The sequence below is a fragment of the Pseudomonas sp. RIT411 genome, assembly GCF_003057735.2.
GTDB lineage: Bacteria > Pseudomonadota > Gammaproteobacteria > Pseudomonadales > Pseudomonadaceae > Chryseomonas > Chryseomonas oryzihabitans.
This window is the reverse complement of record NZ_QBIZ02000003.1, coordinates 263385-286935: the sequence shown is the minus strand read 5'-3', so window position 1 is coordinate 286935 and position 23551 is coordinate 263385. Positions and strand designations below refer to the sequence as shown.

The window sequence follows — 23551 nt, the reverse complement described above, 5'->3', positions numbered from 1 at the left end:
TCCTTAGAAGATGAAGTCGAGGCCGATGCTGATGATGTCGCCGTCGAAGTTGCGGGCCGGCGCGCCGAAGCGGCCGCCACTGCGGTCGTAGACGGCATTGGCGATGCTCTCGTTGTCGGTCTTGACGAAGGTGCCGTTGTAGCCGCCGGTGGTGTCGACGCGCTTGTATTCGCTCTTGAGCACCAGGCTGGGGGTGATGTTGTAGTTCAGGCCGTAGGTCCAGGAGCTCTGGCGACCGGCGCGTTCCTCGTCCAGCTGGGCGTAGGTCACATGGGCCAGGAAGTCACCGAAGCGGCGACCGGCCATCAGGTAGAAGGCGTTGCTGCTGCCCTGGTTGTCACCCTCGATGACGCGGCGGGTCCATTCGTTGCTGGTCAGCCAGGTGCCGTTGTCGTACTGGTAGCCGAGCGAGGTGAACTTGCCCTTCTGGTCGTCCAGGGTCAGCAACGGATAGTGCAGGTCGATGCTGGACTCGGTGTAGGCCAGGCGCACGGTGCCGTACTCGTTGGTCGCCAGGCTGACGTTGGCGGCGGCGATGCGCTTGTAGTCGATGTCGTAGAGGTCGTCGTTGACGAAGTAGTTGCGATTGACCGCCTGGCCCCCGCTCACCTGGAGGTTCAGGGTGCCGAAGGCGACCGGCAGACTCCAGAGGGCATCGGCGCCTTCGTAGTTGGAGACCTGCACCTGGCTGTAGACCTCGTCGGGCAGGCGCAGCCAGGGGTAGGTGATACCCACGTCCAGGGTCTCGGAATACATGAACACCGGCGTACGCAGGCGGCCGGCGCGGAAGGTCAGGTTGTCGGTGGCGTGGAAGGCCAGGTAGGCCCATTCCAGGTTGGCCTTCCACTGGTCCTGCTCGGCCTTGGCGGTGACCTGCACGGTGGCGTCCAGCTTGTCTGTCAGGCCGTACTGGAACTGGCCGCCCAGCTTGCTCAGCTGATCGCCGCGCCAGTGGTCGTTGGTCTGGCCATTGATGCCGAAGCTGCGGCCGTCGTCTTCGCCGCCCAGGTGGGTGATGCCGGCGGTGCCGAAGCCGTTGAAGCGGTAGTCACCCTGATCGAGGGCGAGCGCGGATCCCGCGCAGGTGAGGGCCGCGCCGAAGGCGAGCAGACGTGCAAAAGCCATGGAAGTGCTCCTAGAGGTTTCTCGGTATAGGGAAAGGCGGTAGAGGGATAGCTAGATGCGGAAGCGCGAGGTCGCCTGCCGGAGGTCGGTGTCGACCACCACCAGTTGCTCACCCATGCGGGCGGTGGCGGTGGTGCTGTCCGCACTGGACTGGGTATCGCTTTGCAGGCGGCGGGTGTCGCTGCTGATCGAATCGGAAAGGCTCAGCTGCTCGCCGGTGAGCAGGGCGATCTGAGCGTTGTAGTCGTTGATCCGCGCCACGGCCTGGGCGATGCCTTCGAGCATGGCAGTGGCGGCCTGGGAGCTGCTGGCGCTGACCTGCGCCTGGGTATGGCTGCCCTGCATGGCCTGCAGCACGCGCTGGGCGTTGCCCTGCAGGCGTTCGATGATCTGCTGGATCTCGGCGGTGGAGCGCGCGGTCTTCTGCGCCAGATTGCGTACCTCGTCGGCCACCACGGCAAAGCCGCGGCCCTGTTCACCGGCGCGCGCGGCCTCGATGGCGGCGTTGAGCGCCAGCAGATTGGTCTGCTCGGCGATGGACTTGATCACGTCCAGCACCAGCCCGACCTGGCGGGTTTCCTGTTCCAGCTGCTGCATGGACTCGGCCGACTGGCGCACGCTGTCGTCCAGTTCGCCCATGTTGCGCGACAGCTGGCCGATGCTGGTACGGGCGGCGGCGGACTGCTCGGCCGCGGCGGAGGCCTGGTCGGCGGCCTCGCGCGAGCGGTCGGCTACCTCGTGCAGGTTGGTGTTCATGGTCTGGATGTCACGGCCGATGGACTCGGTGTGACCCTGCTGGGAACGGGCGTTGTTCTCTACCGTCTGGGTGAGTCTATAGAGCTCGCCGGACACCTGCCCCAGCGGATGGGCGGCGTCGACGATGGCCTTGATGGTGCCCTGCAACTGATCGAGAAAGACGTTGAACAGCGCGGTCATCTGGCCGATCTCGTCCCGCGAACCGACCTGCAGGCGGCGGGTGAGGTCACCGTCGCCCTCGGCGATGGCGCGCAGCGAGGCGATCACCTCGCGCACGCTGCCGAGCACGCTGCGGATGGTCAGCACCGCGGCGCCGGCCAGGATCACCACCAGTAGCAGGCTCAGCCAGATACCCACCCGGGTGGTGTCTGCGTTCTGGTCGCGAGCCTGGGCCAGGGTCTGCTGGAAGTCGGTATAGGCATGGCTGCGCAGGGTGGTGCCCAGCTGCTGGGCGGCGGCGAGATCCGTGGCCATGCGGTCCAGGTTGGGTCGCAGGGAGTCGAAGGAGCCGCTGCCCTTGATCAGCTGCTCGGAGGCGCCCAGGGCATTGTCCGCATAGCGATGGATGCCCTGGCGCCAGCCGGATATCTCGTCGTTGCGCGCCGAGGTCTGACGGGTGAGGTCGGCCATTTCCTGCAGGCGGTGGTCGATGTCATCGACCACCTTGCGCGCCTCGCCCAGGGTTTCCAGCTCACTAGCGGTCACCGCGCTGTTGAACAGGCCGGGCAAACGGGAAAACTGGAACAGTACGGCGTCAGCCTTTTCCAGCAGCGGATAGCTGTGATTTTCCAGCTGGTCGAGGCGTTGATCGTTGCCAGCCAGCTGGGCCGAGGTGTAGGCCACGTAGAGCAGCAGGCCCAGCAGAGCGGCAGCGGGCAGCAGCGACAGCTTGAGCGTCAGCGACAGGTTACGGAACATCTACACCTCGGAAAGCTTGGGCAGTAGCGAGCAGCGAGGTGCGGCGCCCTCTTTTCAGCGAGGGCTGCCAGTGGTCATGTCCTGACCGGTCACCACGTCCTGTTGGCCTCGCAAACGTGATCAAGCGAAGCCGTCACATTTTCGACATCTGTTTGTAAAACTTAAGAGGGCCAAAGGTTATTGCGATTATTGGCGATGGACGTTGCGAAAGCGGGTGTAGACGGTCATCTTCGGGATTTTCCGACTCTGTAGCCGTGCCATGACCCCGGAGTTCTCCCAGATAGCGTCCTGGTTGAAGACTGACGCCGAGCGTCTGCGCCTGCTGCGCGTCCTCGCCGACCTGCACCTGCCCGACGCCTGGCTGGCCGCGGGCTTCGTACGCAACCTGGTGTGGGATCGACTGCATGGCCACGCCGAGTCGACGCCGCTGGCGGATCTGGATGTCATCTATTTCGACGCGACTGACTGCCGGCCCGAGCGGGACAGGGAAATCGAAGCGCTGTTGGCGGCGCGGGCGCCGGGTTGGCCTTGGTCGGTACGCAATCAAGCCGCCATGCACCTGCGCAATGACGATGCGCGTTATGGCGATAGCCTGGACGCCATGCGTTTTTGGGTCGAGGTCGAGTCTGCCCTGGCCGCGCGCCTGACCGCCGAGGGCGAGCTCGAAGTGGTCAGCCCCTTCGCCCAGGAAGGGCTCTTCGCCCTGCATCTCACGCCCAATCCCTGGCGTCCACGACCCGAAGCCTTTCGCCAGCGGCTCGCGACCAAGGGCTGGCTGGAGCGTTGGCCGCGGTTGCGTATTCAAACCGCTTGAGGAGGGGGGCTCCCGCGGGTGTGGGTCAGGCGCGTCGCCCGTGGCCTTCCGGCAACGCGGCCCGATCGAGTTCGAAGCCTTGCGGCCGGGGTGCGGCCAGGCGATTCCCGAGCATCGCCTGGCCCGGGTCTCAGACCCTGAAGCGCGACGTCAGCTCTTGCAGCTGCAGGCTCAGGTTGGCCAGTTCGGTGCTGGAGCCGGCGGTTTTCTCGGTGGCGGCGGCGGTCTGGTCGGCCACTTCGTGGACCTTGACCACGCTGCGGCTGATGTTTTCACTGGCCGCACTCTGTTGCTCGACCGCGGTGGCGATCTGCTCGTTCATGGCCTCGATCTCGCTCACCGCACTGCTGACGCTGCCCAGCACCACGCCTGCCTGGCGGGTCAGGTCGACGCTTTCGCCGGTCAGTTCGATATTGCGGTCGAGGGCGGCGCTCATCTTGTCGGTGCTGCCGTGCAGTCGGGTGATGAGGCTGGCGATCTCGTCGGTGGAGGTGCGCGTACGCTGCGCCAGGCCGCGCACCTCGTCGGCGACCACGGCGAAGCCACGTCCGGCTTCACCGGCGCGAGCGGCCTCGATGGCGGCGTTGAGCGCCAGCAGATTGGTCTGCTCGGCGACCGCCTTGATCACGTCCAGCACGCCGCCGATGCGGTCGGCATCCTGCCTGAGCAACTCCATGGTGGCCTGGGTGCTGTCCACTTCCTGGGCCAGGCTCTGAATCTGAGTGGCGACCTGGTTGACCATCTCGTCACCCTCCCGGGTCTTGAGCGTGGCCTCGCGGGCGGTGGTCGACGCCTGTTCGGCATTGCGCGCCACCTCGTTGATGGTGGCGCTCATCTGCTGCATGGCGGTGGCGATCTGCTCGGTCTCCATCTTCTGCGCCGAGGCGCCAGCGCGCGTCTGCTCGGTGACGGCGGAGAGTTCTTCGGCGGCACTGGCGACCTGGATGACGCCGTCCTTCTGCTCGCGGATCAGGTCGCTCAGATTGACGATCATGCGCTGCATGGCCGCCTGCAACTGGCCGATCTCGTCCTTGCGCGCTGCCTCGATCTGCACGGTCAGGTCGCCGGCAGCGAGCTGTTCCACGGTCACCAGGGTCTGGCGCAGCGGCGTCACGATGGAGCGGGTGATGACCCAGGCCGCGACCAGGCTGAGCAGTACCGCCAGCAGCAGCCCGCCAAAGAGCATCAGCTTGGCTTCGCGGATATCGTCGAGGCGGAACTGGCTCTGTAGCTGCTTCATCTCGTCGGAGGTCTTGAGCAACATCTGGATATGCTGGTAGAGCCCCTGATTGACGTCCTGGTACGCCTTCTGGACGCTGAACAGCTGCTGGACCTGACGCTGGTACTGGTCGAGAAGTCCTGGCAGCTGCTGCAATTCCGGGGTCGGAGGCAAGGTCTTGAGCACGTCACCGGTCTTGGTCAGGGACGCCAGCAAGGCTTCCTGTTGTGGCCCGGCGGACTTGAGCACATAGAGGTGCAAGTGGATCCGCAGTTGCTGCAGCGCCGCCAGCAGGGAGGGCAGCTGGGCGCTGGCTTGATCGCGCTCACGATCCAGGGCGCTGGATGCCTCCTGCAATCGCTGGTCCATCATGTCGCCCGTATCGCGAATGTCCTGGATCGCGGTGGTGCGATCCTGGGTCACCTTCAGCGCCTGCTGATAGATATCGCGGTATTCCCTGAGGGTCTGTTCGGTACGGGCCAGTAGTGCTGTGCTTTCCGGACGTTTGAACAGTGGACGGACATTCTCTAGTTGCTGTTCGAGGGCATCGATGCCGCCTTTCCAGCGAGCGGCCTGGTCGGCTTCCGGCATGAGGGCGAAATCCTTGCGGGCATTGCGCATGTCGCGGGCGAGTAGACCGATTTGGGTGAACTGTTCGATCAGGTTGCCGCGTCGGCCCAGGGCCTGGATGCCGTCCCAGCCGGCATAGGCGATAGCCAGGGACAGAATGATCAGGATGGTAAAGCCGGAAAACAGCTTCGTACGAACACTCATGTTGCTCATCTTCATGGGGCTATTTCCAATGTTCGGCGGAAAGTTCCGGAGTTTGAGAGGGGCGGAGGGCGTCGGATTCTAGCCGAGGGTAATGTAAAAAAGTTAGGTGTTTACAACCTTTAAATAATGGTAAGTCTAATTCTTATATATCAATATCAAGAGTGATTTCGTTTCCAGGCATTCGCTGTTAGCGCTATTGATATATATAGAATTTTTTGTCGAAATTTGGCCTTGGACAATCCGTGTTAGTTGAGGGATTGCTTTTTATTAGTCTGGCTTTAGAGATATGACCAAAAGGCAGGAGCAGAGGCGCTGGCCTGTATCCGGAGAGAAGTGGATTTGGCGGGACGGTTCTTCGCTGGCGGCCAGCGGCTCCCGCTCGCGCAGACGGCGATGACCACCTTCGCCGCTCTCATCGACTGTCCGGCGAACCCTGGAAGGGCGCTAGACTCCATAGAAGGTCATTCGCTTTCCCTCTCCGGCAAGGAATCCCCATGTCCACCACGGAGCGTCGCCGCGCCTTTCTTCAGCATCCGGGCTTTTCGCGGCTGTTCGCACCCGGGCGCCTGACCCTGGGCTTTCTGCTGCCACTGGAGGGCTATCCCGACGATCCCATGCCGACCCTGCGCGACCACGCCCGCCTGGCGCGGCTGGCCGACCAACTGGGCTTCGCGGCGCTCTGGGCGCGCGACGTGCCCTTCTACGATCCCGGCTTCAACGATGCCGGCCAGGTGTTCGAGCCCTTCACCTATCTCGGCTATCTGGCGGGCATCACCCAGCACCTGACCCTGGCCACCGGCAGCGCCGTCATCACCCTGCGCCATCCGCTGCACCTGGCCAAGATGGCGGCTTCGGTCGACCAGTTGAGCGATGGCCGGCTGGTGCTGGGGGTGGCCTCCGGCGATCGCCCGGTGGAATACCCGGCCTTCGGCCTGGAGAGTGAATTCGAGCGGCGGGGCGAGCGCTTTCGCGATGCCTTCGAGATGTTTCGCCTGGCCGGCGAGACTAATTTCCCGCTGGGGGCCTTTCGCCGCTTCGGCGATCTGCAGGGGCTGGCCGATCTGGTGCCCAAACCCGTGCATGGGCGCATTCCGGCGCTGGTCACCGGGCGCAGTCGGCAAACGGTGGACTGGATCGCCGCCAAGGCCGATGGCTGGTTCTATTACTTCGTACCGGCCGAACATGTTCCGGCGCTGACGCGGGTCTGGCGCGAGGCGCTGGACGAGATCGGCGGGCGCGAGTTGTTCAAGCCCTTCGCCCAGGGGCTGTTCTTCGAGCTGGCCAGCGATCCGGCTCAGCCGCCTCGGCCCATCCATGCCGGCTTGTCCTGCGGGCGGCGGGCGTTGGTGGACTACCTTGGTCAGTTGCAGGAAGCCGGCGTCAATCACCTGGCCCTCAACCTGCGCCCCTCACGGCGTCCGGCCAGCGAAGTGGTCCAGGAACTGGGCGAATTCGTGCTCCCGCACTTTCCTTCCCTGCAGCCGTAGCGATCGTCGCGGTGTGGCGCCAGGTAACACTTGTCTGGCTAACGATTCCCGGCCGTCGTCACCTGGGCAGGCGATTCCCCTGTGGTAGGGGTTCAACCGGGTCGCACCCCTTGGCCTGATCTCTGCATAACCTTCCGTTCTGTTACCTAGCTTTTGGTGCAACCGGATCGACGGTAGAACCTTGCGGGTTGCACTTGGTTGCACTTTTCTTTCGAGCGGCGCTAAGCTGCGCCGAATTTCGACGCCTTCTTGCTTGAGGACCTGCGCATGGCCACTACCACCACCCTGGGCGTAAAGCTCGACGAAGCCACCCGCGATCGCCTCAAGGAAGCGGCGCGCCGTATCGATCGGACGCCCCACTGGCTGATCAAGCAGGCCATCTATACCTATCTGGAAACCCTGGAAAGCGGCGCGACCCTGGCCGATCTGCAGGGCATCGCCCAGCGTCTGGCCGAGGGCGACAACGAAGCCGTCGAGGCGCTGGCCGATCCGGTCTACCAGCCCTTCCTGGAATTCGCCGAAAGCATCCTGCCGCAATCGGTACTGCGCTCGGCCATCACCGCGGCCTATCGCCGGCCGGAAGAAGAGCTGCTGCCGCTGCTGCTGGAGCAGGCGCGCCTGCCGGCAGCCCAGGCCAAGGCCACCCATGAACTGGCTCACCGCATCGCCGAGAAGCTGCGTAATGCCAAGGGTGCAACCGGACGCTCTGGAATGGTGCAGAGTCTGCTCCGTGAATTCTCGCTGTCGTCCCAGGAAGGCGTTGCCCTGATGTGCCTGGCCGAAGCCCTGCTGCGCATCCCCGACAAGGGCACCCGCGATGCGCTGATCCGCGACAAGATCAGCACCGGCAACTGGCAGCCGCACCTGGGCAACAGCCCCTCGCTGTTCGTCAACGCCGCCACCTGGGGCCTGCTGCTGACCGGCCGCCTGGTCTCGACCCACAACGAGGCCGGCCTCACCAGTTCGCTCAATCGCCTCATCGGCAAGAGCGGCGAGCCGGTGATCCGCAAGGGCGTGGACATGGCCATGCGCCTGATGGGCGAGCAGTTCGTCACCGGCGAGACCATCGCCGAGGCCCTGGCCAACGCCAGCAAGTTCGAGGCGAAAGGCTTCCGCTACAGCTACGACATGCTCGGCGAAGCCGCCCTGACCGAGGCCGATGCCCGCCGCTACCTGGCCTCCTACGAGCAGGCCATTCACTCCATCGGCAAGGCCTCCCATGGCCGTGGCATCTACGAAGGCCCTGGCATCTCCATCAAGCTCTCGGCACTGCATCCGCGCTACAGCCGCGCCCAGTACGACCGGGTAATGAGCGAGCTCTATCCGCGCCTGCTGGAACTGACCCTGCTGGCCAAGCGCTACGACATCGGCCTGAACATCGACGCCGAGGAAGCCGATCGCCTGGAGATCTCCCTGGATCTCTTGGAGCGCCTGTCCTTCGAGCCGCAGCTGGCCGGTTGGAACGGCATCGGCTTCGTCATCCAGGCCTACCAGAAGCGCTGCCCGCTGGTGATCGACTACCTGATCGACCTGGCCAAGCGCAGCCGTCGGCGTCTGATGATCCGCCTGGTCAAGGGCGCCTACTGGGACAGCGAGATCAAGCGCGCCCAGGTGGAAGGCCTGGAGGGCTATCCGGTCTATACCCGCAAGGTCTACACCGACGTGGCCTACCTGGCCTGCGCCCGCAAGCTCCTGGCGGCACCGGAATCCATCTATCCGCAATTCGCCACCCACAACGCCCACACCCTGGCCGCCATCTACCAGCTCGGCGGGCAGAACTACTACCCCGGCCAGTACGAATTCCAGTGCCTGCACGGCATGGGCGAGCCGCTGTACGAGCAGGTGGTGGGCAGCGTCAAGGACGGCAAGCTGGCGCGGCCGTGCCGCATCTATGCCCCGGTGGGCACCCACGAGACGCTACTGGCCTACCTGGTCCGCCGCCTCCTGGAAAACGGCGCCAACACCTCCTTCGTCAACCGCATCGCCGACCATTCCATCTCCCTCGACGAGCTGGTGGCCGATCCGGTGGTGCAGATCGAGCAGCAGTCCACCAACGAAGGCGCCATCGGCCTGCCGCATCCGCGCATTCCCCATCCCAGCGCCCTGTACGGCGCCGAGCGCTGCAATTCCAGCGGTCTGGACCTGTCCAGCGAACACCGTCTGGGTTCGTTGTCCGCGGCCCTGCTGGCCAGTGGCAACACCGCCTGGGAAGCCCGCCCGCTGCTGGGTCGCGCCAGCGAGCCGTCGATTGCGCAACCGGTGCTCAATCCGGCCGATCGCCGCGATCGCGTCGGTCAGGTCAGCAACGCCACCCGCGCCGATGTCGACATCGCCCTGGAAGAAGCCCTGACCGCCGCACCCATCTGGCAATCCACGCCGCCCGAGCAGCGCGCCGCCGCCCTGGATCGCGCCGCCGAATTGATGGAGGCGCAGATCCAGCCGCTGATGGGCCTGCTGGTGCGCGAGGCCGGCAAGACCTACGCCAATGCCATCGCCGAGGTGCGCGAGGCGGTGGACTTCCTGCGCTACTACGCCGCCCTGGTGCGCCGTGACTTCGCCAACGACAGCCACCGCCCCCTGGGTCCGGTGGTCTGCATCAGCCCCTGGAACTTCCCCCTGGCCATCTTCAGCGGTCAGATCGCCGCGGCCCTGGCCGCTGGCAACACCGTGCTGGCCAAGCCGGCCGAGCAGACCCCGCTGATCGCCGCCCAGGCCGTGCGTATCCTGCTGGAAGCCGGCATCCCCGAAGGCGTGCTGCAACTGCTGCCGGGCGAGGGCTCCACCATCGGCGCCGCCCTGGTCAACGATGTGCGGGTCAAGGGCGTGATGTTCACCGGCTCCACCGAGGTGGCCCAGATCCTGGCGCGCAACATCGCCGGACGCCTGGACGCCCAAGGCCGGCCGATCCCGCTGATCGCCGAGACCGGCGGCCAGAACGCCATGATCGTCGACTCCTCGGCCCTGGCCGAGCAGGTGGTCGCCGACGTGGTCGCCTCCGCCTTCGACAGCGCCGGTCAGCGCTGCTCGGCCCTGCGCGTGCTCTGCGTGCAGGACGACGTGGCCGATCGCGTGCTGGAAATGCTCAAGGGCGCCATGGCCGAATGCCGCCTGGGCAATCCGGAGAATCTGGCCATCGACATTGGCCCGGTGATCGACGGCGAGGCCAAGGCCACCATCGACAAGCACATCCAGACTTTGCGCGGTAAGGGTCGCCGGGTACACCAGGGCGGGCGCGTGGAAGGCGATGCCATCCACCGCGGCACCTTCGTCATGCCCACCCTGATCGAGCTGGAGAGCCTGGCCGAACTGGGGCGCGAGGTCTTCGGCCCGGTGCTGCACGTGGTGCGCTATGGCCGCAAGGACCTGGACAAGGTCATCGACCAGATCAACGCCACCGGCTATGGCCTGACCTTCGGCGTGCACACCCGCATCGACGAGACCATCGCCAAGGTGGTGGAGCGCGCCCATGCCGGCAACCTCTACGTCAACCGCAACATGGTCGGCGCGGTGGTCGGGGTGCAGCCCTTCGGCGGCGAAGGCCTCTCGGGCACCGGCCCCAAGGCCGGTGGCCCGCTGTACCTCTATCGCCTGCTCAGCACCCGTCCCGATGGCGATCCCGCGGTGGCCCTGGCCAAGGGCAGCACCGGCGAGACCGAATGGCAGGTCCGCGATGCCCTGCGCCAGCAGGCCGGCAATCCGCTGGGCGCCCTGCACGACTGGGCCAAGCAACAGGGCCTGGGCGAGCTGGAGCAGGCCTGCCTGAGATTCGCCGAGGAATCCCTGAGCGGCCTGACCCGCCTGCTACCGGGTCCGACCGGCGAGCGCAACAGCTACAGCCTGCTGCCGCGTAGCCGGGTGCTGTGCCTGGCGGCCGACGAAAGCGATCTGCTGCTGCAACTGGCGGCGGTCATGGCGGTGGGCAGCACGGCCCTGGTCGAGGACGCCCACAAGACGACGCTGACGCGCCTGCCGCACGCCGTGCGCGCGCGGGTTCAGGTGGCGGCCGACTGGCGCAAGGACGAGGTCGCCTTCGAGGCGGTCCTGCACCACGGCGATTCCGATCAGCTGCGCCAGGTCTGCCAGCAGGTGGCCAAGCGCAATGGTCCCATCGTCGGCGTCCAGGGCCTGGCCCGCGGCGAGACCGCCATTCCGCTGGAGCGCCTGCTCATCGAGCGCGCGCTGAGCGTGAATACCGCGGCGGCGGGGGGTAATGCGAGTCTGATGACGATTGGCTGATTGGCTGATTGGCTTCGACGGTGGAGCCGTCTCAACCCAACCTACGGACGCGCGTCGCGGTTCCCCCTCTCCCTCCGGGAGAGGGTTGGGGTGAGGGCGAGGTGCGTGGGATAGGCCCGGGCTGTTGGGCTTCGACGGTGGAGCCGTCTTGACCCAACCTACGAATGCACGTCCGTAGGTTGGGTTGAGCGCAGCGAAGCCCAGCAGGCAGACTTGCTGTCTGGCTCCGATAGCAGAACCTAATACAGCGCCCCATACCCCTCCGGTTCCACCGGAAAGCTGCCATCGTTGGTGGCGATCAGTTTGTTCAGGCGTACCGGGATGGCCTTGGCAGCTGGCACCTTGCTGCCTTCGGCGTGGTGCCAGAGCGGGATCAGGGCGTTGCATTCGGGGTAGTAGCCGCCACAGGCCCCTTCCGGAATGTTGTAGGGCGTGACTCGCAGCGGACCCACCTCACGGCGCACGCCATCGTCGGCCACCGTCGACACCTGCACCTTGTCGCCTTCCGCCAGGCCCAGGCGTTCGATGTCGTTGCGATTCATCAGCAGCACCGCACGGGTGCCCTTCACGCCGCGAAAGCGATCGTGATAGCCGTAGATGGTGGTGTTGAACTGGTCGTTGCTGCGCAGCGTCATCAGGGTCAGGACGTCACGCCCGTGGGCGGGCATGTCCGGATCCTCTTCCAAGCTGCGCGGCACGATTAGATTGGCCTTGCCGGTGTCGGTCTTCCATTCACGCTTGGCCGCCGGCAGCGGGCGATGGAAACCGCCCACCTCCCACATCCGCGCATTGAAGTCGTGGAAGATCTCCGGGAAGGAGCGCGCGATCTCGTCGCGGATCAGCGCATAGTCGGCGACCCAGGCGTCCCAGGTGACCTGCGGGTTGTCGGGCAGGGTGGCCTTGGCCAGGCCGGCGACGATGGCCGGCTCGGACAACAGGTCGCCTTCGGGCGGCTCGGCCACGCCACGCCAGCCGTGGATGCAGCCGGTACTGTCCTCGGTGCTGTGGGCCTGTTCCACCCCATTCTGGCGATCGATTTCGGTACGCCCCAGGCAGGGCAGCAGATAGGTCTTGTCCGCCGGCACCAGATGATTGCGATTGAGCTTGGTGGCGATCTGCACCGACAGGCGCAGGGTGCGCCAGGCCGGCTCCATCAGGCTGGTCTCGGGAATGGCGCGCAGGAAGTTGCCGCCCAGGCTGATGAAGGCCTTCACCGAGCCGTCGAGGATGCCCTCGCAGGCTTCCACGGTATTGCGACCCTTGTCCTGTGGCGGGGCGAAGCCGAAGCGCTCGCCCAGCTGTTCGAGCGGCGCCAGCTCCGGCTTCTCGGTGATGCCCACGGTGCGCTGGCCCTGGACGTTGGAATGCCCGCGCACCGGGCAGATGCCGGCGCCTGGCTTGCCGATGTTGCCGCGCATGAGCAGCAGGTTGGTCAGCATCTGGATGGTTTCCACGCCATGGCGATGCTGGGTCAGCCCCATGCCATAGATGCCGATGACCTTCTCACAACGACCATAGACGGCAGCGGCGGCTTCCAGAGCGCTGCGGGTCAGCCCCGACTGGCGCTCCAGCTGCGGCCATTCCTGGCCCTGCAACCACTCGCAGAAGTCGGCGAAGCCGTGGCAATGCTCGGCGATGAAGGCATGGTCGAGCACGGCCGGCTGGCCCTGTTCACGCGCGAGATCATCGGCCGCCAGCAAGGCCTTGCACAGGCCGGCGAGGGCCGCGGTGTCGCCACCGGGCTTGAGCTGGTGGTACTGGGTGCTGATCTGGGTGGGCTGGTCGGTCAGCATCTCCACTGGCGACTGCGGATTGACGAAGGTTTCCAGGCCGCGCTCGCGCAGGGGATTGAAGGTGATGATGGGCGCGCCGCGTTTGCGCGCCTCCTGCAGGTCATGCAGCATCCGCGGACTGTTGCTGCCCGGATTCTGGCCAAAGAACAGCAGGCAGTCGGCCTGATCGAAGTCGTTCAGGGTCACGGTGCCCACGGTCACGCCGATGCTCTTGGGCAGGGCGACCGAGGTGCTCTCGTGGCACATGTTGGAACTGTCCGGCAGGTTGTTGGTGCCGTACAGGCGGGCATAGAGCTGATAAAGGTAGGAGGTCTCCAGCGCCGCACGACCCGAGGCGTAGAAGATCACCGAGTCCGGCGCCAGTGCCTTGAGTTCGGCGCCGATGTCGGCGAAGGCCTCGGCCCAGCTCACCGGACGATAGCGGTCGGTGGCGGCGTCGTAGCGCAGCGGATGGGTCAGCCGGCCAACCTCTTCCAGGTCATAGTCGCGCCAGCCACGCAGTTCGCTGAGCGAATGCTGGGCGAAGAATTCCGGTCCGCATCTCTTGCTGGTGACCTCCCAGGCAGTGGCCTTGGCGCCGTTCTCGCAGAATTCCAGCGGATGGGGCTTGCCCGGCTTGGCCCAGGCGCAACTCACGCAGGCGAAGCCGCCGTGCTTGTTCTGCCGGGCCAGCAGCGCACCGGACTTGAGCGGCACCCGTTCACGCAGGACGATCTCGGTCACCGAACGCGCCGAGCCCCAGCCACCGGAGGGCGCGTCATAGCGTTCAACCTTGGGTTTGCCGATCTTGCTCATGGTGCGCCTCACGTGACTGTCTGGCGATGTGCCTGTAGGTCATGGGACGACGCGTCTGGCGGGAAGGTTCTGGCGGTCAGCCAGGCGGTGCGGCGAAGCCCAGCTGGCGCCAGCCTTCGTAGACCGCCACGGCCACGGTATTGGACAGATTGAGGCTGCGGCGATTGGGCAGCATCGGCAGGCGCAGCCGCTGTTCGGGCGGCAGCGACTCCAGCACCTCGGCCGGCAGCCCGCGACTTTCTGGACCGAACAGCAGGGCATCGCCCGGCGCATAGGCGATCTCGGTGAAGGGATGGCTGGCCTTGGTGGTAAAGGCCAGCAGTCGGGGCGGCTGCAAATCTGCTATACAGGCCGCGAGGCTGGCATGGGTCCGCACGCTGGACCACTCGTGGTAGTCCAAGCCGGCGCGACGCAGTTTCTTGTCGTCCAGCGCAAAGCCCAGCGGCTCGATCAGATGCAGGCGGCAGCCGGTAATGGCGCACAGGCGAATGACGTTGCCGGTATTGGGCGGAATTTCCGGTTGGTAGAGGATGATGTCGAACATGAAGGGCAGGGCGCCTGGCAAAGCGCCTATGGTACTGCGCCGCCGTCGCGCCGTCGCGAGCGGGGTGGGGCGATGAACCTCTGGCGCCGGCTGGTCGACTGGCTGCTGCGCGAACAGCGCGCCCGCCGGGACGAACTGGCGCGGGTGGAAGATCCCGATCTGCTCAGGGCCGAATGGCGCGGCCAGCGCCAGCGCCTGACCCTCTGGCTGGCCTCGGCAGCCCTGGGCGCCGGGCTATTCGGCATGATCCTCGGCCAGCTGGTGTACCAGCGCACCCATCCCGATCCCTGGTCGGCCGAGGCCCGCCGCCCGGTCATCCTGGGGGTGGAGGCTCATCAGGAGGCGGGGCGCTTCGAATTGCTGATCACCGCCGACCGCTCGCTGTTCTACGAACGCTATCGCCCCGATGGCGCCCTCAGCCTGCGCCTGCCCCGCGCCCGCTGGGACGGCGGCGAACGCCAGGGGCGGGTGGCGCGGCCGGGCGGCAGCTTTTCCTGGACCGTGCGCCAGGATGGCCAGGACCTGAAGGTGCTGCTGGTCGGTGTGGGTGGTGCCTTGCAGGCCAGCGACCGCATCGTCGAAGCCGGCGAGGATTGGGTGCTCCACGTCGAGGTCCCGCTGACACCCTGAAATGCCCCGTTATCAGGCAAAAGGCCGCTGCTTTGCACCAGAGCGGAACGGGGTGCGGAGCCGGATTGTTTTGAAGCTTAGTCCTCCTTTGTCGACCCCTACGTCCTTGCTAAGGAGGAAAAGCGCTCTAGCCTGCGGCTTTCCACTTTTCGCAGACGAAAAAAAGAGGCCATCACACTGGGTGATGGCCTCGGGAAGAAAAGAGGGGATTCCCCAGCCTGCCTGTACCGAGGTCCCCAAAAGGGTAGTTACCTAGGATATAGCAGGAGGTGTGCCAAGTTTTTGGGTTGGGTGATTTGGGGGGATTTGTAGGTTGGGTTGAGCGCTAGCGAGGCCCAACGTTTCGGTCCTGCAGGCTCGGCTTTCTTGGTGCCATAGTCGCTCATCGAATTCTGCTGATGTTTCTTGTTTCGCCCCCTCGGGCGAGTCACTTTTGCCAGTCGCGGCTGCGCGCCCCGGACAAAAGTAACCAAAAACGCTTGCCCCGGTCATCCGGCCCTCCGCTGCGCTGCGGGTGCGCTCACGCCAGCGCCGTTCCGGGGTCGGTCCAGATGGGCCGTCCATGGCCCATTGGACCTCTCGCCGCATCCATGCGGCTCGACCCACTCCACGACACTGGCGTTCGCCCTGCTGAACGGGGCGATTCGCCAGCCTGAAAGTGTTGGTTGAAGAGCCCGTAGCGTGGACAACGGCGAAGCCTTGTCCGCGAAGCTAGCAACGCGCACCAGTGGAAAACGCTGCGCGGTTTTCCACGCTGCAAATCCTATGAACACCGAAGTCTCAGGCTAGCGCCCCGTCCCTGTCAGTGAGGCCGAGTTCCGGTGTCGTGGCGGGGGTTGCGAGGCAGGACGCCGAGCAAGGCGCGAGGGGCAGGAAGCCCCTTCGTGCCGTGCCCCTGCCACGGCGCCGGAGCGAGGGAAACGTAGCGAAGCGGAGTAACAGCCGTAGGCTGGCCCGAAGGGTGAGCGAAGCGAATCACCCGGAGCGCAGCGGAGGGCCGAAACGTGGGGACAGTGTTTTTGGTTACTTTTTTCGCGTTTGAAAAAAGTGACTCGCCCGGGTGGGGGAAACAAAACCTATCAGCAAACCGCGATAATCAGCTTAGGCAGCTATAAGTCCAAACTCGAAACGTTGGGCTTCGCTATCGCTCAGCCCAACCTACAACAGCTAGTCCTCCCCCTCTTCATCCGGCCCGTCCACCTTCATGCCCAGCTCCTTGATCTTGCGGGTCAGGGTGTTGCGGCCCCAGCCGAGCAGGACGGCGGCGTCGCGGCGGCGGCCGGCGGTGTGCTTGAGGGCGGTCTCGATCATGATGCGTTCGAAGGCCGGTACGGCATTGTCCAGCAGGCTGGACTGGCCGCGGGTGAGGGCCTGGTCGGCCCACTGGCGCAGGGCCTGTTCCCAGTTGGCGGCGGGAGCGGCGTCCTGGGGCTGGTTGAGCAGCTCCGGCGGCAGGTCGTCGATCAGCACCTCGCGGCTGGAGGCCATCACCGTGATCCAGCGGCAGGTGTTCTCCAGCTGGCGCACGTTGCCCTGCCAGGGCAGGCCCTTCATGTATTCCTCGGTCTCGCCGCGCAGGGTCTTGGGCTCCACGGCCAGTTCCTGGGCAGCGCGCGCCAGGAAGTGGCGGGCGAGGGCGGGGATGTCCTCGCGGCGATCGGCCAGGCGCGGGATGTGGATGCGGATGACGTTGAGGCGATGGAAGAGGTCTTCGCGGAACTTGCCCTCGCGCACCAGGCCCTCCAGGTTCTGGTGGGTGGCGGCGATGATGCGCACGTCCACCTTGACCGGGGTGTGGCCGCCGACGCGATAGAACTCGCCATCGGCCAGTACCCGCAGCAGGCGGGTCTGGGTATCGGCCGGCATGTCGCCGATCTCGTCGAGGAACAGGGTGCCACCGTCGGCCTGCTCGAAGCGGCCGCGGCGCTGGGCGGCGGCGCCGGTGAAGGCGCCTTTCTCGTGGCCGAACAGCTCGGACTCCATCAGGTCCTTGGGGATGGCGGCCATGTTCAGTGCGATGAAGGGCGCCGCGGCGCGCGGACTGTGGCGGTGCAGGGCGTGGGCGACCAGTTCCTTGCCGGTACCGGATTCGCCGTTGATCAGCACGGTGATGTTGGAGTGCGAAAGGCGGCCGATGGCGCGGAACACCTCCTGCATCGCCGGCGCCTCGCCGATGATCTCGGGGGTGCGGGTCAGGTGCGCCGGTTCGGCGAAGCCCTGCTGCTCCTGGGCGTGCTGCCCGGCGCGCTTGACCAGGGCCACGGCTTCGTCGACGTCGAAGGGCTTGGGCAGGTATTCGAAGGCGCCGCCCTGGTAGGAGGCCACGGCGCTGTCCAGGTCGGAGTGGGCGGTCATGATGATGACCGGCAGGCGCGGGTGCATCTCGCGGATGCGTGACAGCAGGTCCAGGCCACTGGTCCCCGGCATGCGGATGTCCGAGATCACCACGTCCGGCTGCTGACGGCCGAGGCGGGTCATGACGCTGTCGGCGCTGTCGAAGGCGACGGTGGTCATGCCCTCCTGTTGCAGGGCTTTTTCCAGGACCCAGCGGATGGAACGGTCGTCGTCGACGATCCAGACGGTCTCCTGACGGCTCATGCGTACTCCTCGTTATTCCAGCGGCAGGAAGATGCTGAAGGCGGTGTGGCCAGGATGGCTTTCACACTCGATCAGCCCCTGGTGCTGGGTGATGATGTTCTGGGTGATGGCGAGCCCGAGGCCGGTGCCGTCGGGGCGACCGCTGACCATGGGATAGAAGATGGTTTCCTGCAGCTCCTGGGGGATGCCCGGACCGTTGTCGGTGATCTCCACCTTGCACACCAGGCGATGGCGGTGGTGGCCGATGGTGAACTGGCGCAGGGTGCGGGTTCTCAGGGTGACCCGGCCCAGGCGCAATTCGTTCTGCTGGGAGATGGCCTGCATGGCGTTGCGCACGATGTTGAGCACCGCCTGGATCATCTGCTCGCGGTCGATCATCAGATCGGGAATGCTCGGGTCGTAGTCGCGCACCAGGTTGATCAGCCCCTGGCTTTCCGCTTCCACCAGGCTGCAGACGCGTTCGAGCACCTCGTGCACGTTGGTGATGGCCAGCTTCGGCAGCTTGTTGGAGCCGAGCATGCGATCGACCAGATTCCGCAGTCGGTCGGCTTCCTCGATGATGACGTTGGTGTAGTCCTTGAGCGCCTCTTCCGGCAGCTCGCGGGCCAGCAGCTGGGCCGCGCCACGGATGCCGCCGAGGGGATTCTTGATCTCGTGGGCCAGGCCGCGCACCAGCAGCTTGGTGGTCTCCTGCTTGGAGAGCTGGGCCTCTTCCTTGGTGATGCGCAGCAGCCGGTCACGGGGATGGACTTCCAGCAGCAGCAGGGTGTTGTGGCGATCCAGGATCGGGGTCACCGCATAGTCCACCGTGAGGCTGTTGCCCGAGGTGGAGATAAGCAGCGCCTCGCGCTTGGTGAAGGGGTGGGCATGGTCCACCGCCTGGCGCAGCGCCTGCAGGGCCTCGGGCGATTCGGTGAACAGCTCGCTGATGAACTGGCCATGGCTGCGCTGGCCGCTGATGGCCAGCAGCATCTCGGCCGCCGGATTCATGTACTCCAGACGCAACTCCGCATCGAGCAGGATGACTGCGGTGGTGAGGTTGTCGAGCAGGAGTCGGTGGATGACGTCGGTAGGCATGAGGGGCCACAGCGCTATAGGGACGATAGGAAAATGCAAGAAGCAAACCAAGACGCCCCGAGTTAGGGCAGATGGCTGAAACGTGCACTAACAGCCGCCGCACGCCGGACGCAGCTGCACAGGATTTGTATCAAGATGGTGCACAGTCAAAAAGCGCACCAAAGGGGTGCGCTATAGGAAGGGTAGCCAGGATTTCCTGGCTTCGGGCGGTTTCATGTCCAGCGGACATTCCGGCCGCTTGCCCCAGTCCTTGTCGCTGCAGGGATGGGCGCGGCGCTTCTGCTCCAGGGAGGGGCGCCGCAGATGGAAGGGCTGCGCCGGCGTCCGCTCCAGTACGTTGCCATCGGCGGCGAGGATCTCCGCCACCAGGCTGTGGGTGCCGCGGTCCAGGCCGCCCAGGGCAAACACCGGACTGCGTCCGGCGCCGGCTTCCCGGTCGTCCAGCAGCAGACGGTAGCTGTGACCCGGCTGCAATTCCGGCTCGCTGACCAGGCTGACGATGAGCTGCCCTTCCTGATCGATCACCGTGGCATCGGGTTCGGGCACCAGGATGCGCAGCATCTGGTAGCGGAAGGGCGCCGCCTTGGGCGTCCTGGCCACCGGCGCGGCGGGGATCGGACTCAGCTTGCGGGTCGGCTGGCCCTGCTGATTGAGGTTGTTGGGCACCGTGATCGGCACCTGGGTGGCCTTGACGCCCTTGGGCGGCTGGTCGGTGTAGACCCGATTGCCTTCCTTGTCGACATAGCTGTAGACCGCCGCCTGGGCGGGGAGCAGCAGGCAGAGCAGCAGCAGGGTCAGGAGCGCGCGCATCAACGGGCCGGGCTGTTGACGCTGATGCGCTGCACGGTCACGGTCTTCTCGGCACTGGTCTGGACCACCTCGCCGTTGCCGGACAGCACCTGGGCCGCGAAACGGTGCTCGCCGCGATCCAGATTGGCCACGCCGAAGCGGGTGCTCTGGCCGGGGCTGCCATAGGGGGCGCCGTCCACCAGCAATTGCAGCGACTGCCCCGCACCCAGGGCCGGTTCCAGGGATACGCCCACCGAGAAGGTGCCGTTGTTGGCGCGGATGGCCTCATCGTCGGGCACATTGACCTCCAGGCGGCTGAAGGCCGGGCCGGCGGGCGTCGCCGCCGCCGCAGGCGCACTGGGGATGGGCGGCGCCGGTCGTGGATTGTCCACGGTATTGGTGGGTGCCACCTGCACCGGCTTGGCATTGGCCGAGGGCTGGTCGCTGAACACCGTGTTGCCTTCGGCATCCACCGACTTGTAGATCGCGGCCTGGGCGGAGCAGGCGAGGCAGAGCAGACAGCAGGCAAGCAGGCGAGGCATGGCGGAATCTCGGCCGGGCAGTGGAGATCAAGGGTAGCAGGCGCGCCCGGTGCGCAGGTAGGCAACCTGGCCGCTGTGCCCAGGCGTCGGTCGCGGCGGTTTTCCCAGGGCAAAAGAAAAGGCCTCCCGAAGGAGGCCTCTTTACCTTAATGCAGCGGGATCAGACGCTGTAGTACAGGTCGTATTCCAGCGGGTGCACGAAGGTACGCACCTTGATCTCTTCCTCGGACTTCAGCTCGATGTAGGCATCGATGAACTCGTCCGTGAAGACGCCGCCCTTGGTCAGGAACGCGCGACCGGCGTCCAGGGCTTCCAGGGCTTCCTTCAGGCTGCCGCAGACCTGCGGGATCTTCTTGCCTTCTTCCGGCGGCAGATCGTACAGGTTCTTGTCGGCGGCATCGCCGGGGTGGATCTTGTTCTGGATACCGTCCAGGCCGGCCATCAGCAGGGCGGCGAAGCACAGGTAGGGGTTGGCAGCCGGATCCGGGAAGCGGGCCTCGATGCGGCGGGCTTTCGGGCTCGACACATAGGGGATACGGATGGAGGCGGAGCGGTTACGGGCCGAGTAGGCCAGCATGACCGGGGCTTCGAAGCCGGGCACCAGACGCTTGTAGCTGTTGGTGGACGGGTTGGTGAAGCCGTTCAGCGCCTTGCCGTGCTTGATGATGCCGCCGATGAAGTACAGGGCGGTATCGGACAGACCGGCATAGCCTTCGCCAGCGAAGGTGTTCTTGCCATCCTTGGAGATGGACATGTGCACGTGCATGCCGGAGCCGTTGTCGCCGTACAGGGGCTTGGGCATGAAGGTGGCGGTCTTGCCGTAGGCGTCGGCCACGTTGTGCACGACGTACTTCAGGGTCTGGGTCTCGTCGGCCTTCTTGACCAGGGTGTTGAACTGCACACCGATCTCGTTCTGGCCAGCGGTCGCCACTTCGTGGTGGTGGACTTCCACGACCAGGCCCATCTCTTCCAGGGCGTTGCACATGGCGGTACGGATTTCGTGGTCGTGATCGACCGGCGGTACCGGGAAGTAGCCGCCCTTGACGCCCGGACGGTGGCCCTTGTTGCCGGACTCGAAGTCGGCATCGGTGTTCCAGGAAGCCTGCTCGGAGAAGATCTTGAACATGGAGCCGGAGATGTCCGACTTGAACTTCACTTCGTCGAAGATGAAGAACTCGGGCTCCGGGCCGACGAACACGGTGTCGCCGATGCCGGTGGACTTCAGGTATTCCTCGGCAGCACGGGCGATACCGCGGGGGTCGCGCTCGTAGGGCTGCATGGTGGAGGGTTCGATGATGTCGCAGACCAGGATCAGGGTCGGCTCTTCGGTGAAGGGATCCAGAACGGCGGTGCTGTCGTCGGGCAGCAGGATCATGTCGGAGGCTTCGATGCCTTTCCAGCCGGCGATGGAGGAGCCGTCGAACATCTTGCCGTGGGCGAAGAAGTCTTCGTCCAGCGCGTCACGCGCCGGCATGGTGACGTGTTGCTGCTTGCCTTTGGTGTCGGTGAAGCGCAGGTCTACCCACTTCACGTCGTTTTCTTTGATCAGTTGAACAGCCTTCGACATGGTTTCCTCCAGAGGAATTTCGGCCGGGAGCGGTTGGCGGTACTCCCGGTATCAGCTGTGCCCTTGAGGGGCGCTCCCGTACTGCCTGGTCAGCGACCGGCGTTCCACGAAAAGCGCCCTATGCTGGCCCAGGGGCGGCTGCCTCACAAGAGAGCAAGTTGTATGCCAGTGCCCCTAAATGGGCTGGAGGGCCGTCCTGACGGCTGTCGTGCCGTTTTCAGGTCAATGGAGGCCGTATTCGGGCACCAATTTGGTGCGCTTAATTCTGCGTATGCACCTTAATGGCGCTCTGGGTGATTTTGTCGGGCGAATTCGAGTGCCGGGTGGTTTTCAGGTATCATATTCGCCCTTTTCTTTCGCGTTGCCCGCCCCCGTTTCCCGCTCATGAAGCTCATCATCAAGGTCTTTCCGGAAATCACCATCAAGAGTCGCCCGGTGCGCAAGAATTTCATTCGCCAGCTGGTGAAGAACATTCGTGTCGTGCTGCGCGATCTGGATCCGGATGTCCGCGTGGAAGGGGTGTGGGACAACATCACCCTGGAGACCGCGCTCGACGAGCCGCGGCTGCTGGCGGAAATGAAGCAGCGCCTGGCCTGCACCCCGGGCATCGGCCAGTTCCTCGAGGTGCACGAGTATCCGCTGGGCGATTTCGACTCGATTCTCGAGTTGTGCGTACGCCACTTCGGCGAGCGCGTGCGCGGCAAGGTGTTCTCGGTGCGCTGCAAGCGCGCCGGCCGCCATGACTTCTCCTCGATGGACGTGGAGCGCCATGTCGGTGGCGGTCTGCGCGAACGCTGCGGCGGCGCCGGCATCGCCCTGAAGAATCCCGAGGTGAACGTTCGCCTGGAGATCCGCGACCAGCAGCTGTTCATCATCGACGAGCACCACGAAGGGCTGGGCGGCTATCCGCTCGGCGCGCTGGAACAGGTGCTGGTGCTGATGTCCGGGGGATTCGACTCCACCGTGGCCGCCTACCAGATGATGAGACGCGGCATGGTCAGCCATTTCTGCTTCTTCAATCTCGGCGGACGCGCCCACGAGCTGGGCGTGATGGAAGTGGCCCACTATCTCTGGGAAAAGTACGGGCGTTCCCAGCGCGTGCTGTTCATCAGCGTGCCCTTCGAGGAAGTGGTGGGGCAGATCCTCACCCAGTGCGACGACAGCCACATGGGGGTCATCCTCAAGCGCATGATGCTGCGCGCGGCCAGTCGCATCGCCGAACAGCTGCAGATCGAGGCGCTGGTGACCGGCGAAGCCGTCTCCCAGGTCTCCAGCCAGACCCTGACCAACCTGGCGGTGATCGACAAGGCCACCGATACCCTGGTGCTACGCCCGCTGCTGGCCAGCCACAAGCAGGACATCATCGATACCGCCCAGCGCATCGGCACCGCCGACTTCGCCAAGCACATGCCCGAATACTGCGGCATCATCTCGGTGAATCCCACCACCAAGGCCAAGGCCCTGCGGGTGGAGCACGAGGAAGGCAAGTTCGACCTGGCGGTGCTCGACGCCGCCCTGGAACGTGCGCGCTTCATCACCGTCGACAAGGTGATCGAAGAGCTGGGCAAGGACGTGCAGGTCGAAGAGCTGGCACAGCCCTTGCCAGGTCAGATCGTGGTGGACATCCGCCATCCCGATGCCCAGGAAGACCAGCCGCTGGAGCTGCCCGGCATCGAGGTGCAGGCCATGCCGTTCTTCGCGCTGAACAGCCGTTTCAAGGAACTGGACGAGAATCGCCAGTACCTACTCTATTGCGACCGCGGGGTGATGAGCCGGCTGCACGCCCATCACCTGCTCACCGAAGGGCACGCCAATGTGCGCGTTTATCGTCCGGCCTAAGCAGCCGGGCCTGCTGGGTGGCAGTATCCGCCACCGCCCTCCCGACCT

Annotated in this window: 15 protein-coding genes; 5 read left to right on the top strand and 10 right to left on the bottom strand. The window is 65.3% G+C overall.

What is annotated here, in order from left to right; translation table 11 throughout:
* Nucleotides 1-3 precede the first annotated feature (3 nt).
* Nucleotides 4-1125, bottom strand: a complete 1122-nt coding sequence (locus DBY63_RS06650; RefSeq protein ID WP_051399180.1) for a hypothetical protein — start codon at nucleotides 1123-1125, stop codon at nucleotides 4-6.
* 51 nt (nucleotides 1126-1176) lie between these two features.
* Entirely contained in the window at nucleotides 1177-2799 is a 1623-nt protein-coding gene (locus tag DBY63_RS06645) for a methyl-accepting chemotaxis protein (protein ID WP_042135324.1), read from the bottom strand.
* Nucleotides 2800-3058: 259 nt separating this feature from the next.
* Here DBY63_RS06645 and DBY63_RS06640 point away from each other — a divergent pair, with 259 nt between their 5' ends.
* A complete protein-coding gene (locus tag DBY63_RS06640) occupies nucleotides 3059-3613 on the top strand; it encodes a nucleotidyltransferase family protein (RefSeq protein WP_108581522.1) in 555 nt (184 codons plus the stop codon).
* A 130-nt stretch (nucleotides 3614-3743) separates the two neighbouring features.
* Here the strand turns inward: DBY63_RS06640 and DBY63_RS06635 are convergent, their stop codons facing one another.
* Nucleotides 3744-5606, bottom strand: a complete 1863-nt coding sequence (locus DBY63_RS06635) for a methyl-accepting chemotaxis protein (protein ID WP_081398804.1) — start codon at nucleotides 5604-5606, stop codon at nucleotides 3744-3746.
* A 494-nt stretch (nucleotides 5607-6100) separates the two neighbouring features.
* Here DBY63_RS06635 and DBY63_RS06630 point away from each other — a divergent pair, with 494 nt between their 5' ends.
* Together DBY63_RS06630 and putA are read left to right on the top strand one after the other, a co-directional pair.
* Nucleotides 6101-7093: an LLM class oxidoreductase gene (locus tag DBY63_RS06630; protein ID WP_027600312.1), complete on the top strand. Its 993-nt coding sequence runs from the start codon at nucleotides 6101-6103 to the stop codon at nucleotides 7091-7093.
* Nucleotides 7094-7360: 267 nt separating this feature from the next.
* A complete protein-coding gene (gene putA / locus DBY63_RS06625) occupies nucleotides 7361-11329 on the top strand; it encodes a trifunctional transcriptional regulator/proline dehydrogenase/L-glutamate gamma-semialdehyde dehydrogenase (RefSeq protein ID WP_108581521.1) in 3969 nt (1322 codons plus the stop codon).
* A 239-nt stretch (nucleotides 11330-11568) separates the two neighbouring features.
* Here putA and DBY63_RS06620 read toward each other — a convergent pair whose 3' ends face one another.
* Both DBY63_RS06620 and DBY63_RS06615 read right to left on the bottom strand, forming a co-directional pair.
* Nucleotides 11569-13917 (bottom strand): FdhF/YdeP family oxidoreductase, encoded by a 2349-nt coding sequence (locus DBY63_RS06620; RefSeq protein WP_256594355.1) that lies wholly within the window; start codon nucleotides 13915-13917, stop codon nucleotides 11569-11571.
* A gap of 76 nt (nucleotides 13918-13993) precedes the next feature.
* Nucleotides 13994-14461, bottom strand: a complete 468-nt coding sequence (locus DBY63_RS06615; RefSeq protein ID WP_007161318.1) for a tRNA (cytidine(34)-2'-O)-methyltransferase — start codon at nucleotides 14459-14461, stop codon at nucleotides 13994-13996.
* A gap of 72 nt (nucleotides 14462-14533) precedes the next feature.
* On the opposite strand from DBY63_RS06615, the gene DBY63_RS06610 reads away from it, so the two are divergent.
* Nucleotides 14534-15091 (top strand): hypothetical protein, encoded by a 558-nt coding sequence (locus DBY63_RS06610; RefSeq protein WP_042135332.1) that lies wholly within the window; start codon nucleotides 14534-14536, stop codon nucleotides 15089-15091.
* Between the two features lie 1167 nt (nucleotides 15092-16258).
* Here the strand turns inward: DBY63_RS06610 and ntrC are convergent.
* From ntrC to glnA, 5 genes are all read right to left on the bottom strand, one after another.
* Complete coding sequence (ntrC, locus tag DBY63_RS06605; protein ID WP_007161316.1) at nucleotides 16259-17689, bottom strand: nitrogen regulation protein NR(I); 1431 nt, start codon at nucleotides 17687-17689, stop codon at nucleotides 16259-16261.
* Nucleotides 17690-17701: 12 nt separating this feature from the next.
* A complete protein-coding gene (gene glnL / locus DBY63_RS06600) occupies nucleotides 17702-18766 on the bottom strand; it encodes a nitrogen regulation protein NR(II) (protein ID WP_108581520.1) in 1065 nt (354 codons plus the stop codon).
* A gap of 171 nt (nucleotides 18767-18937) precedes the next feature.
* Nucleotides 18938-19576, bottom strand: a complete 639-nt coding sequence (locus DBY63_RS06595; RefSeq protein ID WP_108581519.1) for a DUF4124 domain-containing protein — start codon at nucleotides 19574-19576, stop codon at nucleotides 18938-18940.
* Nucleotides 19576-20097, bottom strand: a complete 522-nt coding sequence (locus DBY63_RS06590; protein ID WP_027600334.1) for a DUF4124 domain-containing protein — start codon at nucleotides 20095-20097, stop codon at nucleotides 19576-19578. The genes DBY63_RS06595 and DBY63_RS06590 overlap by 1 nt, the downstream gene beginning before the upstream one ends.
* Before the next feature lie 160 nt (nucleotides 20098-20257).
* Entirely contained in the window at nucleotides 20258-21664 is a 1407-nt protein-coding gene (glnA, locus tag DBY63_RS06585; protein WP_017639449.1) for a glutamate--ammonia ligase, read from the bottom strand.
* Between the two features lie 384 nt (nucleotides 21665-22048).
* Here glnA and thiI point away from each other — a divergent pair, with 384 nt between their 5' ends.
* Entirely contained in the window at nucleotides 22049-23503 is a 1455-nt protein-coding gene (thiI, locus tag DBY63_RS06580) for a tRNA uracil 4-sulfurtransferase ThiI (protein ID WP_027598211.1), read from the top strand.
* Nucleotides 23504-23551 lie beyond the last annotated feature (48 nt).

What these genes read in the sequence shown, in the direction of transcription:
- DBY63_RS06615 (WP_007161318.1), bottom strand. Translation starts at nt 14,461, where the DNA reads ATGTTCGACATCATCCTCTACCAACCGGAAATTCCGCCCAATACCGGC.
- DBY63_RS06595 (WP_108581519.1), bottom strand. Translation starts at nt 19,576, where the DNA reads ATGCGCGCGCTCCTGACCCTGCTGCTGCTCTGCCTGCTGCTCCCCGCC.
- DBY63_RS06630 (WP_027600312.1), top strand. Translation starts at nt 6,101, where the DNA reads ATGTCCACCACGGAGCGTCGCCGCGCCTTTCTTCAGCATCCGGGCTTT.
- glnA (WP_017639449.1), bottom strand. Translation starts at nt 21,664, where the DNA reads ATGTCGAAGGCTGTTCAACTGATCAAAGAAAACGACGTGAAGTGGGTA.
- thiI (WP_027598211.1), top strand. Translation starts at nt 22,049, where the DNA reads ATGAAGCTCATCATCAAGGTCTTTCCGGAAATCACCATCAAGAGTCGC.
- DBY63_RS06635 (WP_081398804.1), bottom strand. Translation starts at nt 5,606, where the DNA reads ATGAGTGTTCGTACGAAGCTGTTTTCCGGCTTTACCATCCTGATCATT.
- DBY63_RS06645 (WP_042135324.1), bottom strand. Translation starts at nt 2,799, where the DNA reads ATGTTCCGTAACCTGTCGCTGACGCTCAAGCTGTCGCTGCTGCCCGCT.
- ntrC (WP_007161316.1), bottom strand. Translation starts at nt 17,689, where the DNA reads ATGAGCCGTCAGGAGACCGTCTGGATCGTCGACGACGACCGTTCCATC.
- DBY63_RS06590 (WP_027600334.1), bottom strand. Translation starts at nt 20,097, where the DNA reads ATGCCTCGCCTGCTTGCCTGCTGTCTGCTCTGCCTCGCCTGCTCCGCC.
- DBY63_RS06650 (WP_051399180.1), bottom strand. Translation starts at nt 1,125, where the DNA reads ATGGCTTTTGCACGTCTGCTCGCCTTCGGCGCGGCCCTCACCTGCGCG.
- DBY63_RS06640 (WP_108581522.1), top strand. Translation starts at nt 3,059, where the DNA reads ATGACCCCGGAGTTCTCCCAGATAGCGTCCTGGTTGAAGACTGACGCC.
- glnL (WP_108581520.1), bottom strand. Translation starts at nt 18,766, where the DNA reads ATGCCTACCGACGTCATCCACCGACTCCTGCTCGACAACCTCACCACC.
- DBY63_RS06610 (WP_042135332.1), top strand. Translation starts at nt 14,534, where the DNA reads ATGAACCTCTGGCGCCGGCTGGTCGACTGGCTGCTGCGCGAACAGCGC.
- putA (WP_108581521.1), top strand. Translation starts at nt 7,361, where the DNA reads ATGGCCACTACCACCACCCTGGGCGTAAAGCTCGACGAAGCCACCCGC.
- DBY63_RS06620 (WP_256594355.1), bottom strand. Translation starts at nt 13,917, where the DNA reads ATGAGCAAGATCGGCAAACCCAAGGTTGAACGCTATGACGCGCCCTCC.